The 12,146-nt window shown below is 68.1% G+C and carries 11 protein-coding genes; 6 read left to right on the forward strand and 5 right to left on the reverse strand.

Features of this window, described 5'->3' with window-relative positions; translation table 11 throughout:
- Positions 1 to 88: 88 nt before the first annotated feature.
- A complete protein-coding gene (locus ACOCMH_RS07795; protein WP_427306327.1) occupies positions 89 to 568 on the forward strand; it encodes a MarR family winged helix-turn-helix transcriptional regulator in 480 nt (159 codons plus the stop codon).
- A gap of 43 nt (positions 569 to 611) precedes the next feature.
- Positions 612 to 1,973 (forward strand): serine hydrolase domain-containing protein, encoded by a 1,362-nt coding sequence (locus ACOCMH_RS07800; protein ID WP_427306328.1) that lies wholly within the window; start codon positions 612 to 614, stop codon positions 1,971 to 1,973.
- Positions 1,974 to 2,015: 42 nt separating this feature from the next.
- Here the strand turns inward: ACOCMH_RS07800 and ACOCMH_RS07805 are convergent, their stop codons facing one another.
- Positions 2,016 to 2,354 carry a HigA family addiction module antitoxin gene (locus ACOCMH_RS07805; protein WP_427306330.1) on the reverse strand — a complete coding sequence of 113 codons (339 nt, stop codon included), beginning with the start codon at positions 2,352 to 2,354 and terminating at the stop codon, positions 2,016 to 2,018.
- A gap of 12 nt (positions 2,355 to 2,366) precedes the next feature.
- Positions 2,367 to 2,645, reverse strand: coding sequence for a type II toxin-antitoxin system RelE/ParE family toxin (locus ACOCMH_RS07810; RefSeq protein WP_427306331.1), 279 nt, complete (start codon positions 2,643 to 2,645; stop codon positions 2,367 to 2,369).
- A 230-nt stretch (positions 2,646 to 2,875) separates the two neighbouring features.
- Here ACOCMH_RS07810 and uvrA point away from each other — a divergent pair, with 230 nt between their 5' ends.
- The 4 genes from uvrA to ACOCMH_RS07830 all read left to right on the forward strand — a co-directional run bounded on the left by uvrA (position 2,876) and on the right by ACOCMH_RS07830 (position 10,821).
- Positions 2,876 to 8,737: an excinuclease ABC subunit UvrA gene (gene uvrA, locus ACOCMH_RS07815; protein WP_427306332.1), complete on the forward strand. Its 5,862-nt coding sequence runs from the start codon at positions 2,876 to 2,878 to the stop codon at positions 8,735 to 8,737.
- Positions 8,738 to 8,838: 101 nt separating this feature from the next.
- Positions 8,839 to 9,207, forward strand: a complete 369-nt coding sequence (locus ACOCMH_RS07820; protein WP_427306333.1) for an endonuclease — start codon at positions 8,839 to 8,841, stop codon at positions 9,205 to 9,207.
- A gap of 35 nt (positions 9,208 to 9,242) precedes the next feature.
- The gene (locus ACOCMH_RS07825) at positions 9,243 to 10,133 is read left to right on the forward strand and encodes an endonuclease/exonuclease/phosphatase family protein (RefSeq protein WP_427306335.1); all 891 of its coding nucleotides are present in this window, start codon (positions 9,243 to 9,245) and stop codon (positions 10,131 to 10,133) included.
- Positions 10,120 to 10,821 (forward strand): BON domain-containing protein, encoded by a 702-nt coding sequence (locus tag ACOCMH_RS07830; protein WP_427306336.1) that lies wholly within the window; start codon positions 10,120 to 10,122, stop codon positions 10,819 to 10,821. Before ACOCMH_RS07825 ends, ACOCMH_RS07830 begins: the two co-directional genes overlap by 14 nt.
- Before the next feature lie 62 nt (positions 10,822 to 10,883).
- Here the strand turns inward: ACOCMH_RS07830 and ACOCMH_RS07835 are convergent, their stop codons facing one another.
- Genes ACOCMH_RS07835 through ACOCMH_RS07845 form a run of 3 tightly spaced genes read right to left on the reverse strand, consistent with a single transcriptional unit; the run spans position 10,884 to position 11,971 of the window.
- Positions 10,884 to 11,282 (reverse strand): hypothetical protein, encoded by a 399-nt coding sequence (locus ACOCMH_RS07835; RefSeq protein WP_427306337.1) that lies wholly within the window; start codon positions 11,280 to 11,282, stop codon positions 10,884 to 10,886.
- A 42-nt stretch (positions 11,283 to 11,324) separates the two neighbouring features.
- Entirely contained in the window at positions 11,325 to 11,555 is a 231-nt protein-coding gene (locus ACOCMH_RS07840; RefSeq protein WP_025585081.1) for a hypothetical protein, read from the reverse strand.
- 44 nt (positions 11,556 to 11,599) lie between these two features.
- Complete coding sequence (locus tag ACOCMH_RS07845) at positions 11,600 to 11,971, reverse strand: BON domain-containing protein (protein ID WP_427306338.1); 372 nt, start codon at positions 11,969 to 11,971, stop codon at positions 11,600 to 11,602.
- Positions 11,972 to 12,146: the final 175 nt, after the last annotated feature.

The following is a 12,146-nucleotide window of genomic DNA, read 5'->3' on the forward strand; positions in this document are numbered from 1 at the left end:
CACGTGGGTGCCGCGGGATTTTGGTGCAATAGTTGCCAATGGCAACTATTGCTCATAGAATCCATTCGCCGCCTGACTTCCTGCTCCCATGTCCAATCCAGACCATTCCACCCCCTCGATTCTCGAGTTCATGTCGTTCCGCCTGAACCGGCTGTGCGAGATGACAAAGAACTCGGCATCCGGCTTCTACGAGCGTGAATTCGGCATCGGCCTGCGGGAACTGCGTGTGCTGCGTTTCGCCGGGCTGGAACCGGGATTGACGCTGACGCGGTTGATGGAGCTGGTGCTGCTGGAAAAGACGGTGACCTCAAAGCTGGTCACCGCGCTGGCGAAGCGGGGCCTGCTGCGTCGTGAAGTGGGCGAAGCCGATGCCCGGCAATTGAACCTCTACCTGACGCCTAGCGGCGAAGCCCTGGTGGCGCGGACGTACCAGCGCGGCGACGTGCTGGAGAAGATGTTCCTGTCGGTGCTGACCGAGGCAGAGGTGCGGACGCTGGACCGTTGCATTGACAAGCTGACGGCAGCGCTGATCGCGCATCAGCAAGGCGCGGGGGTATCGACGGACTAAGCCAAGTGCGGCAATGCCGACCAAAATAATCCAAGGAGACAGCATGTTTTTGAAGCCCCATCGGAAATCCCCGCGGCCATGGCACCGCCTGACGGGCGTGGCCCTGTTCGCGGCGAGCCTCCCGGCGTGGAGCCAGCCCGCTGCCAGTGCTGCGTCCGCGCCGGCCGCACCGGCGACGACAGTGGCCGCGGCGCTGGCCACCGACCCGACCCGCCTGGGCTGGATGCAGGGGTTTCCGCCGCCGCCGGACAAGCTGATCAAGCATGAGCCGGGAGGCAACAGGTTTCCGCGCAACCGCTGGCTGTTCTCGCATGTGCGTGAACTGGGGCCGACCGCATCGGTATGGCGCGGAGCCGGCCCGGCCAGCGTGCTGCCGCGCGCGGAACAGGACATCGGCGCGATACCGTTCACAGATGCCGACGGTACGCGCCGGACCTTCGACGAGATGCTGGCGCTGACCTATACCGACGGCATCCTGGTGATGCACAGGGGCAAGGTCATCTACGAGCGCTATTTCGGCGCGCTCGACAGCCATACGCCGCATATCGCGATGTCGGTGACCAAGTCGTTCGTCGGCACGCTGGCCGCCATGCTGGCGGCAGACGGCAAGCTGGACCCGGCCGCCCCGGTGACGCGCTACCTGCCCGAGATGGCCGGGACTGCCTACGGCGATGCGACGGTGCGGCAGGTCATGGACATGACCATCGGCGTGCGCTATTCGGAAGACTATGCCGACCCCAAGGCCGAGGTCTGGGATTACGCGCGCGCGGGCGGCATGCTGGCCCGTCCCGCCAAGTACAACGGCCCCGACACCTTCTACGATTTCCTGAAGACGCTGCAGAAGGACGGCGACCACGATGCCGCCTTTGCCTACAAGACCGTCAATGCCGAGGTGCTGGCGTGGATCGTGCGCCGCGCGTCGGGCCAGTCACTGGCGAAGCTGCTGTCCGAGCGGATCTGGCAGCCGATGGGCGCCGAGCAGGACGCGTACTTCACCGTCGACAGCATCGGCACCGAGTCCGGCGGCGGCGGCCTGAACACTACGCTGCGCGACCTCGCGCGCTTCGGCGAAACCATCCGCGGCAACGGGCGCTTCAACGGCAGGCAGATCATCCCGGCGTCGGTGGTGGCCGATATCCGCCGCGGTGGCAGTCGCGAACAATTTGCCCGCTCCGCCAGCGCGCCGGTATTGCCGGGCTGGAGCTACCGCGACATGTGGTGGGTCTCGCACGACAGCCATGGCATGTTCCAGGCCGCCGGCATCCATGGCCAGCGTATCTACATCGACCCGCAGGCCGAGCTGACCATCGTGCGGTACGCCTCGCATCCGGTTGCCGGCAATGCGGCCAACAATGCGATTACGTTCCGGGCCTTCCGGGCGGTGGGGGAAGCGCTGTCGCGGTAGGTTGGCCCACGGGGCAGCGCGGCTGCGCCGCCCCGTGCGCCTTTACTTTCCCGCCTGGGATGGAGCCGCGTGTGCCGCCGGGTCGCGCGGCGTGATTTCCGCTGCGATCCGCTCGCCATGATCGCGCTCGGCAACCTTCAGGTCATAGTTGGTTTGCAGGTTCAGCCACGAACGCGCATCACCGCCAAAGTAGCGCGCCAGCCGCAGCGCCGTGTCCGGGGTGATGCCGCGCTCTTCGCGCACGATCTCGTTGATGCGGGCCGCGGTCACGCGCAAGGCGACCGCGAGCGCGTTGGCGCTCATGTCCAGTGGCACCAGGTATTCCTCGCGCAGGATCTCGCCAGGATGGACCGGCGGCATGCCGTCTTTGAAATGCGCCATGGTGTTCCTCTTTCAGTGATAGTCGATGATTTCGACGGCAGCAGGGCCGTCGTCGGTCCAGATAAAGCAGATCCGCCATTGGTTGTTGATGCGAATGCTGTAGCGGCCCTTGCGCTCGCCGCTTAGCCGCTCAACCCTGTTGCCCGGCGGCGAGCGCAACATATCGAGCGTTGTTGCCTCATGCAGCATGACGAGCTTGCGCACGGCCGCCGCGCGGAGGTTGGCAAAACGCGGCACCCAGCGGCCGGTGAACAGATCAAAGGTGTCGGAACAGCGGAATGACTGGATCATATCGTATACCGGTAATCGATAAATAGCAATTTGGCGAAATGCTTATGCGGGCCAGGGAAGGGTGAAAGCAGCCATGAAAACCCCGGGCACGTCCGGCCGCACCGTCAGTTGTCTGATTCGCGACCGCCAGATCGATACGAATTCGTTTCCAACCTGATAGACTGTATGGATGTACAGTGGTCGGGACGTTTCCCGCCCTCCCTTTAACGTCCTGATCCGAAAGAGAAATCGTGTCGAGCAAGCAGCTAATCCGCATTCGCGGCGCCCGCCAGCACAACCTCAAGGATGTCGATCTCGACCTGCGTCCCGGCGAGATGACCGTGGTGACGGGGCCGTCCGGCTCCGGCAAGTCCAGCCTGGTGTTCGACACGCTCTATGCTGAAGGCCAGCGCCGCTACGTCGAGACCTTCAGCGCCTACGCCCGCCAGTTCCTGGACCGGATGGACCGGCCCCAGGTGGAGCGCGTGGACGGCGTGCCCCCGGCCATTGCCATCGACCAGACCAACCCGGTGCGCAGCTCGCGTTCGACGGTCGGCACGATGACGGAGCTGAACGACCACCTGAAGCTGCTCTACGCGCGCGCGGCGGAGCTGTTCGACAAGCAGACCGCGCTGCCGGTGCGCCATGACTCGCCTGAAACCATCTATGCCGAACTGCTCGCGCGCACGGCCGCGGGCCAGCCGCACCATGACGCCCGGCTGGTGGTGACGTTCCCGGTGGAACTGCCGGAATCGGCCACCGACGAGGAAGTCCAGCAATGGCTGTCGGTCAGTGGCTATACGCGCGTGCAGGCGCAGCGCGTGGTGCAGTCGCCCACCGGCGCGCGCAAGCTGCTCGACGTGGTCGCCGACCGCTTCCGCCTCGGCAATGCCGAGAAAGTGCGCGTGGTCGAGGCCATTGAAGCCTCGCTCAAGCGAGGCGGCGGACGCGTCAACATCTACGTGCTGACCGATGGCGACGACGGCCCGGTCTGGCGCTACTCCACCGGGCTGCATAGCCCGGACAGCGACCTGCGCTACGCCGACCCGCAGCCGGCCTTGTTTTCGTTCAACTCCGCCTACGGCGCCTGCGAAACCTGCCGTGGCTTCGGCCGCGTGATCGGCGTCGACCTGGGCCTGGTGATTCCCGACGCGCGCAAGACCCTGCGCGGCGGCGCGATCAAGCCGATGCAGACGCCGGCGTGGAAGGAATGCCAGGACGACCTGATGCGCTATGCCGGCAAGGCCGGCATCCCGCGCGATACGCCCTGGGCGGAGCTGACCGAGGCCGAGCGCGATTGGGTCATCCATGGCTCGCCGGAGTGGAACGGGCAGTGGAACAAGCAGTGGTACGGCGTGATGCGGTTCTTCAGCTATCTCGAGTCGAAGGCCTACAAGATGCACATCCGCGTGCTGCTGTCGAAGTACCGCAGCTATACGCCGTGCGAAACCTGTGGCGGCGCGCGCCTGAAGACCGAGTCGCTGCTGTGGCGCCTGGGGTCGAAAGAGAACGCCGACGCCGTGCTGACGCCGCAGCGCCGCTTCCTGCCGCGCGGTGTGGACTGGGGCCGCACGCAGCTGGAGGCGCTGCCGGGCCTGACCGTGCATGACCTGATGCTGCTGCCGATCGAACGGATCCGCCGCTTCTTCGACGCGCTGACGCTGCCCAGCGCGATGCTGGACGATGCGCTCAAGCTGTTGCTGGCCGAAGTGCGCACGCGCCTGAAGTACCTGTGCGACGTGGGCCTGGGCTACCTGACACTGGACCGCCAGAGCCGCACGCTGTCCGGCGGCGAGGTCCAGCGCATCAACCTGACCACGGCGCTGGGCACTTCGCTGGTCAACACGCTGTTCGTGCTGGACGAGCCCAGCATCGGCCTGCACCCGCGCGACCTCAACCGCATTGTCGAAGCCATGCACCGGCTGCGCGATGCGGGCAATACGCTGGTGGTGGTGGAGCACGATCCGTCGGTGATGCTGGCCGCCGACCGCCTGATCGACATGGGTCCCGGCCCCGGCGAGCGCGGCGGCAATATCATCTTCGACGGCACGCCGGCGGATATCCGCCATGCCGGCACGCTGACCGGCGACTACCTCGGCGGGCGCCGGCGGGTGGCCGACGCCTCGCACTGGCAGCGCCGGCCGGTCGATGCCAGCCAGCCGCGCATCGTGCTGGCGGGTGCGACCGAGCACAACCTGCAGGACGTCACGGTGGAGATCCCGCTGCAGCGGCTGGTGTGCGTGACCGGTGTGTCCGGCTCGGGCAAGTCCACGCTGCTGCAGGACGTGCTGTATCCCGCCATGGCGCGGCACTTCGGCAAGGCCACCGAATCTCCGGGCGCGTTCCGCCAGTTGACGGGCGCGGAGCTGGTCGACGACGTGGTCTTTGTCGACCAGTCGCCGATCGGCAAGACCGCGCGCTCCAACCCGGCCAGCTACGTCGGCGCCTTCGACGAGATCCGCAAGCTCTTCGCCAGGGCGCCGCTGGCGCTGCAGCGCAGCTATACCGCCGGCACTTTCAGCTTCAACTCCGGCGACGGACGCTGCCCGACCTGTGGCGGCTCAGGCTTCGAGCACGTGGAGATGCAGTTCCTCAGCGATGTCTACCTGCGCTGCCCGGACTGCGACGGCACCCGCTACCGTCCTGAAGTGCTGGAGGTGAAGATCGAGCGCGCCGCACCCGGCCAGCCGCCACGCCTGCTCAGCATCGCCGACGTGCTGGAACTCACGGTCAGCGAGGCCGCGGCATGCTTTGCCGGCGACGCCGCGGTGCTGCGCGTGCTGCAGCCCATTGTCGATGTCGGGCTGGAATACATGAAGCTGGGACAGCCGGTGCCGACGCTGTCGGGCGGCGAGGCCCAGCGGCTCAAGCTGGCCGGCTTCCTGGCCGAAGCCGCGCAGGCGACGCCGTCGCGCACCCGGGCCAGCACCATGCCGCGCCGGCTGTTCATGTTCGACGAGCCCACCACGGGGCTGCATTTCGACGACATCGCCAAGCTGATGCAGGCCTTCGGCAAACTGCTCGATGGCGGCCATTCGCTGATCGTGATCGAGCACAACCTGGATGTGATCCGCGCCGCAGACTGGCTGATCGACCTGGGTCCCGAAGGCGGCGACGCGGGCGGTCGCGTGGTTTGCACCGGCACGCCCGAGGACGTGAAGCGCTGCCCCGATTCGCATACCGGCCAGGCGCTGATCCACTATGACGCGGCGCTCGGCGAAGCCGGCACGCTGGCCGCCGAACGCGCCGAGATGGAAGGCGTGCCGCTGCAGGCCGCGCTGCAGGCGCGGCGCGCGCGCCGCGAGGTGGAAGGCGAGGACGTGGTGCGCATCGTCAATGCGCATGAGCACAACCTGAAGGCGCTGAACGTCGACATCCCGCACGGCAAGTTCAACGTGGTCACCGGCGTGTCCGGCTCCGGCAAGTCAACGCTCGCGTTCGACATCCTGTTCCACGAGGGGCAGCGCCGCTACCTGGAATCGCTCAACGCCTATGCGCGGTCGATCGTGCAGCCCGCGGGCCGGCCCGAAGTGGATGCGGTCTACGGCATCCCGCCCACGGTGGCGATCGAGCAGCGGCTGTCGCGCGGCGGCCGCAAGAGCACGGTCGCGACCACCTCCGAGGTCTGGCACTTCCTGCGCCTGCTGTACGTCAAGCTCGGCATCCAGCACTGCGTGCATGACGGCGCGCCGGTGACGTCGCAGAGCCCCGATTCGATCGCCGCACAGCTGCTGCGCGACCATCGTGGCCAGCACGTGGGACTGCTGGCACCGCTGGTAGTCAACCGCAAGGGGGTCTACACGGACCTGGCCAAATGGGCCAAGGCGCGCGGCAATACGCACCTGCGCGTCGACGGCGAATTCCTGCCGGTGGACCCGTGGCCACGGCTGGACCGCTTTCGCGAGCACACCATCGAGCTGCCCGTCGGCGACCTGGTGGTGTCGGCCGAGAACGAGGCTGAACTGCGCGCGCTGCTGGCGCAGACGCTCGAGGCCGGCAAGGGCGTGATGCACCTGCTGGCCCCGCTGGACGGACTCGACCATGCCATGCACAACGGCGGCACCGCGCACGTCGGCGAGGTCAAGGTGTTCTCGACCAAGCGAGCCTGTCCGCAATGCGGCACCAGCTATCCGGAGCTGGATCCGCGCATGTTCTCGTACAACAGCAAGCACGGCTGGTGCACCACCTGCGTCGGCACCGGGCTGGCACTGACGGGCGAGCAGCGCGCCGCCTTCGACGATACCGTGCTGGCCGATGACAACCGCGGCCGCGAGCAGAGCCTGCCGTCGGAAGAGCAGGAGCCCGAAGGCGTGGCCGACACGCCGTGCCCGGACTGCCATGGCACGCGCCTGAACCCGGTGGCGCGCGCGGTCACCTTCGACGCGCACGCCATTGTCGACGTGGCGCAGTGGACGGTGTCGGATACCCGCCGCTGGGTCGACGGCCTGCGCCTGGCCGGGCGCGACGCCGAGATTGCGCGCGACGTGGTCAGCGAGATCGGCAGCCGCCTGCAGTTCCTGGAGGAGGTGGGGCTGGGCTACCTGAGCCTGGACCGCGCCGCGCCCAGCCTGTCCGGCGGCGAGGCGCAGCGCATCCGTCTGGCCGCGCAGCTCGGCAGCAACCTGCAGGGCGTGTGCTACGTGCTGGACGAGCCCACCATCGGCCTGCATCCGCGCGACAACCAGATCCTGCTGGACGCGCTGCGCAAGCTGGGCGACAAGGGCAACACGCTGGTGGTGGTCGAGCATGACGAAGACACCATTCGCCGCGCCGACCACATCATCGACATCGGCCCCGGCGCGGGCAAGCGTGGCGGCACGCTCGTGGCGCAGGGCGGCGTGGCCGAACTGGCCGCGGCGACGGCTTCCGCCACCGGCCAGTTCCTGGCGAACCCGATCGTCCATCCGCTGCAGCCGCGGCGCGCGGTCAGGCCCGGCGCCGCGGGCAAGCCGGCGGAGCCGCCGCATTGGCTGACGGTGCATGGCGCGTCGCTGCATAACCTGCGCAACGTGACGGCACGCATTCCGCTGTCGCGGCTGGTGGCAATCACCGGCGTGTCTGGTTCGGGCAAGTCCACGCTGGCGCGCGATGTGCTGATGACCAACCTGCTCGATGCGGTCGGGCGTTCGGTGCTGTCGTCGCCGGCGACCCGGCGCGCGCGCAATGCGGCCAAGGATGCGAGCGGCGCGGCGAAGGCCTCAGGCAGGAAGCCGCTCAACGTCCAGCACAACTGGCATGGTTGCGACGACGTCACCGGCTGGGAATCGATCGACCGCGTGCTGGAAGTGGACCAGACCCCGATCGGCAAGACGCCGCGCTCATGCCCGGCGACTTATATCGGCGTGTGGGACACCATCCGCAGGCTGTTCGCCGATACGCTGGAAGCGCGCGCACGCGGCTACACCGCCTCGCGCTTCTCGTTCAACACCGGCGACGGGCGCTGCCCGGCGTGCGAAGGGCAGGGCGTGCGCACCATCGGCATGAGTTTCCTGCCGGACGTGAAGGTGCCGTGCGACGTCTGCCACGGGCAGCGCTTCAACCCCGAAACCCTGGCGGTGACGTGGCGCGGCAAGAATATCGGCGAAGTGCTGACGATGGAGATCGACGAGGCGGTGGAGTTCTTCGCGGCCATGTCGAACATCGCCCATCCGCTTCAGCTGATGAAGGATGTGGGACTGGGCTACCTGACGCTGGGGCAGCCCTCGCCGACGCTGTCCGGCGGCGAAGCGCAGCGCATCAAGCTGGTCACCGAGCTGAGCAAGGTGCGCGACGACATCACGCGCCGCGGCCAGAAGCCACCGCATACGCTGTACGTGCTGGACGAACCGACCGTGGGCCTGCACATGGCCGACGTGGCGCGCCTGATCCGCGTGCTGCACCGGCTTACCGACGGCGGCCACAGCGTGGTGGTGATCGAGCATGACCTCGACGTGATTGCCGAGGCAGACTGGATCATCGACCTGGGACCCGAGGGCGGCGCGGGCGGCGGCGGCATTGTGGGCGCCGCCGATCCCGAAGCCCTGTCGCGCAACCGCGCCAGCCACACCGGTGCGGCGCTGGCGCCGGTGCTGGCGCGGGGCAATGCCGACGCGGGTAAGGTCGGCATCGCCTGAGGCAAGCGGCTGGCAAGCGTGGCGATGCGAAAGGCGTACGGGCACGCCTTTCGCTTGCCCATGGTTACTGGCGCGCACATCGCGCCCTAACGGAGGTAACCATGAAGCATATCCGCACCAGCCAACTCCTCGCCGCCATCGCCGTGGCCGCGGCCGCCCTTCCCGCCATGGCGCAGACGCCGGGTACGCCGCGCGGCTCGTACGACCCGTATTCGCAGGGCGCGCGCAGCACCGACAAGTTCGATCCTTACTCGCAAGGCGCCAACGCGCCGACGCGTACTGATCTCGCACCGACGGCCCCCGCGGCAACCGCACCGGAGGCCCAGCCGTCGACCATGCCGGCGCAGCCTGGCATGCCCGGCACGACCATGCAGCGCACACCGGATCCCTACATGGATGGCGCGCGCTGGGAAAGCCCTGACTTGGGCCGCCGTATCGGCAAGCCCAGCAAGTTCCTTGACGGGGCCTGAGGGTCGCGCCTCCCCAGCGCACATCGAGACCGGCCATGCGAATGCAACCGGACTTACCGTCCCTTGTAAATCCTGCCCACGCGCGTGAACCCGGCGACACCCCGGCCGTGGCCGAGGCGCCGGCGGCGCTGCACTGCCGGCCCACGCGCGCGGCGGGGCTGGCCCAGATGACGGTGGTCAGCTACAACATCCACCGCGCCGTCGGCACTGACCGCCGCTACCGCCCCGACCGGATCGCCGCCGTGCTGCAGGAACTCGACGCCGATATCGTCGCGCTGCAGGAGGTGGAATCGGGCAGCGGCAACGACCATACGCTCGAATATCTGGCCGGACACACCGGCATGCACATGGTCGCGGGCTTTACGCGGGTGCGCGGCAGCGCCGACTATGGCAATGCCCTGCTGACACGCTTCGCCCCCGAGGCCGTGAACCAGATCGACCTGACCGTCAAGGGCTGCGAGCCGCGCGGCGCGATCGACGCCACGGTTGCCTGCACCGCCTCGGGATGCGCCAATCCGCTGCGCGTGATTGCCACGCATCTGGGGCTGCGCCCCGGCGAGCGACGCCACCAGGTGCAGCAGTTGCTCAACTACGTGGCCACCGCGCCGCCGCTGCCAACCATCCTGCTGGGCGACGTCAACGAATGGTTCCTGTGGGGCCGGCCGCTGCGCTGGCTGCATGCGTATTTCGAGCACACCCCGCATACGGCGACCTTTCCGTCGCGGCTGCCCTTGTTTGCGCTGGACCGCATCTGGGTGTCACCACGCGCGCATCTTGTGTCGGTGGCAAGCCATCGCTCGCCACTGGCGCGGGTGGCTTCCGATCACCTGCCGCTGGTGGCGTGTTTCGAAGTGCCCGAAGGCGGCTGGGACGAGCGGCGCGCCACTGCGCGCGCGATGAAGGAGGACTTCAATGAAACACCGTGACGAGGATTACCTGCGCAGGCGACCCGATCACCAGTACGGCAGCAACGACCAGGGCTACAGCGGCATTCCCGCGCAGGCGCGCAACCGCCGGCAGCGCAACCTGACCGCGGGCCGCTATGGCAATACCGCGGAGCGCCTGCCGCGCGATGAGACCCGGCCGTTCGAAGCCGGCCCGGAAGGTTGGTCCGGCAGGACGGGAGAGTCACGGCGCTGGCCGCCTGAACCCGGCGACTGGGAAGCGTCCCGCTATGAAGACGAATGGTCGGGGCGCCGCAGCGCGGCTCGCGATCCGCGCGATCCGTATGGTGACGAGCGCTGGGCGGCGAGCAGGGGCGACTGGTATGGCGGTCCTGCCGGTGCGCGCTACGGTGACACCGGTGGCTATGACCCGGGCGACTGGGACACGCCGGCGTACCGGGGCAGTAACCGGGGCAGCGGGCCGAAGAACTATCGCCGCGGTGACGACCGCATCCATGATGAGGTCTGCGACCGGCTGGCGCATGCGCACGAGCTCGATGTCAGCGAGGTGACGGTGCACGTGCAGGACGGCCTGGTCACGCTGGAAGGGCACGTCGGCGATCGCCGCAGCAAGTACGACATCGAAGAAGTTGCCGAGCGCGTGTTCGGGGTGCAGGACGTCATCAACCACATCCGTGTGCGTCCGTACGGCATCCTGGCATCGGAATGACAAATGGCGGTGCCGGAGCGCTTACGGCACCGCCTGACCTATCGGTTCGCACAAGGGCAGGGTTAATCCACCCGCGGCGCCCGTGGCGGATTCTCTTCCCGTTCGTCGGTGCGGTCGGCTTTGTCGACCGGCACATCCGCGGGCAGGGCCTCGGCCGCGCGGACCACTTCATCCGCGATCTCTTCTTCGGGGGTTTCCTCTTCTTCCGGGCTATGCGCCTCTTCATTGCGCTGCTCGAGTTCGTTCTCGATATCGTCGGTTTCCTGGTCGAGGTCCGGATCCAGCGTGCTGGGGATATTGCCGGCGTCGGCGCGCGCTGCTCCGGTGGCCGTGTTCTCGCGCGAACGGCCACGGCCTGACGCGGCCTGCGCGCCTTCGCGGCGGCCCGTTGGCGTGCTGCCCACGCGATCGTGCCTGACGCCGGCATGCCGGGTCGGTCCGGTACGTACGGTCTTGCTCATCGTGCCTCCTGTTCGAGTGGGTAAAAGGAATTCCGCGAGCGTTCAATAGTTTTCCACGGGCGGTTCGCTTTCCTCCGGCTTGCCGCCTGGGCGCCTGACCGAGGGCGGTTCGCCGTTTTCGTCAGGAATGTCATGCTCGCGCTCGACATCGTGGCGCCGGTCACGTCCCGGCTTGCCACGCTCGTGCTCGGTGTCGGGGCCGCCCTTGTGCGGGTCGCGGGGCTCGCTGCGGCGGCGGGTGGTGTCGTGGTCGGGCTGGCGATGGGTACTCATCACGTCTCCATCAAGGGTGGCATGGCTGCCGGTCAAACGACAGGTCAATCGGTGCCGGCGCGCAGTTCGTCCGATACGGCGCTGACGCCGCGCACCGAACGCGCCAGTTCCATGGCCATCGTACGCTGTTTGTCGTCGCGCACGGTGCCTTCCAGCTTGACCACGCCGTCGGTGGTCGACACCCGGATCCGGGCCGGATCGAGCGTGCGCGCGTTGGCCAGCCGTGCCTGGACCTCGGCAGTGATGGCACGGTCGCTGGCGGCAGCGGTGTCGCGCGGCGCGGCGGTGTGGCCGGTGGAAGACGGCGCCGCAGGCGCGTCGGTCGCGGCCGCCGCGGCGGGCTGTGAGGAGGCCATGGCCAGCACGGCCAGCGGCAACGCCAGGCCGGCCAGGCGAGAGCGGGAGCGTGCGGTCATAGGGTCCTCCTGTGCATGCAGGCAGGCTGCGGTGCAGCCCGCATCTGTCATTAGCCTGCAAGCTCCGTTCCCGCCAAGGCACTCGCACCGGCGTTGCCAGCGGCCGTCATGTGCTGCGTCACGACACCGGCTGTGCGCCATGCGGCGCTGGCCCGGGTGCCGCGCGGGTGCCGCA

The organism is Cupriavidus sp. H39 (assembly GCF_050271075.1).
GTDB lineage: Bacteria > Pseudomonadota > Gammaproteobacteria > Burkholderiales > Burkholderiaceae > Cupriavidus > Cupriavidus necator_B.

Bases quoted from the DNA above. Each gene is read 5' to 3' on its own strand.
- ACOCMH_RS07845 (WP_427306338.1), bottom strand. From the start codon at position 11,971: ATGACCGCACGCTCCCGCTCTCGCCTGGCCGGCCTGGCGTTGCCGCTG.
- ACOCMH_RS07795 (WP_427306327.1), top strand. From the start codon at position 89: ATGTCCAATCCAGACCATTCCACCCCCTCGATTCTCGAGTTCATGTCG.
- ACOCMH_RS07840 (WP_025585081.1), bottom strand. From the start codon at position 11,555: ATGAGTACCCATCGCCAGCCCGACCACGACACCACCCGCCGCCGCAGC.
- ACOCMH_RS07805 (WP_427306330.1), bottom strand. From the start codon at position 2,354: ATGGCGCATTTCAAAGACGGCATGCCGCCGGTCCATCCTGGCGAGATC.
- ACOCMH_RS07800 (WP_427306328.1), top strand. From the start codon at position 612: ATGTTTTTGAAGCCCCATCGGAAATCCCCGCGGCCATGGCACCGCCTG.
- ACOCMH_RS07830 (WP_427306336.1), top strand. From the start codon at position 10,120: ATGAAACACCGTGACGAGGATTACCTGCGCAGGCGACCCGATCACCAG.
- ACOCMH_RS07810 (WP_427306331.1), bottom strand. From the start codon at position 2,645: ATGATCCAGTCATTCCGCTGTTCCGACACCTTTGATCTGTTCACCGGC.
- ACOCMH_RS07835 (WP_427306337.1), bottom strand. From the start codon at position 11,282: ATGAGCAAGACCGTACGTACCGGACCGACCCGGCATGCCGGCGTCAGG.
- ACOCMH_RS07825 (WP_427306335.1), top strand. From the start codon at position 9,243: ATGCGAATGCAACCGGACTTACCGTCCCTTGTAAATCCTGCCCACGCG.
- ACOCMH_RS07820 (WP_427306333.1), top strand. From the start codon at position 8,839: ATGAAGCATATCCGCACCAGCCAACTCCTCGCCGCCATCGCCGTGGCC.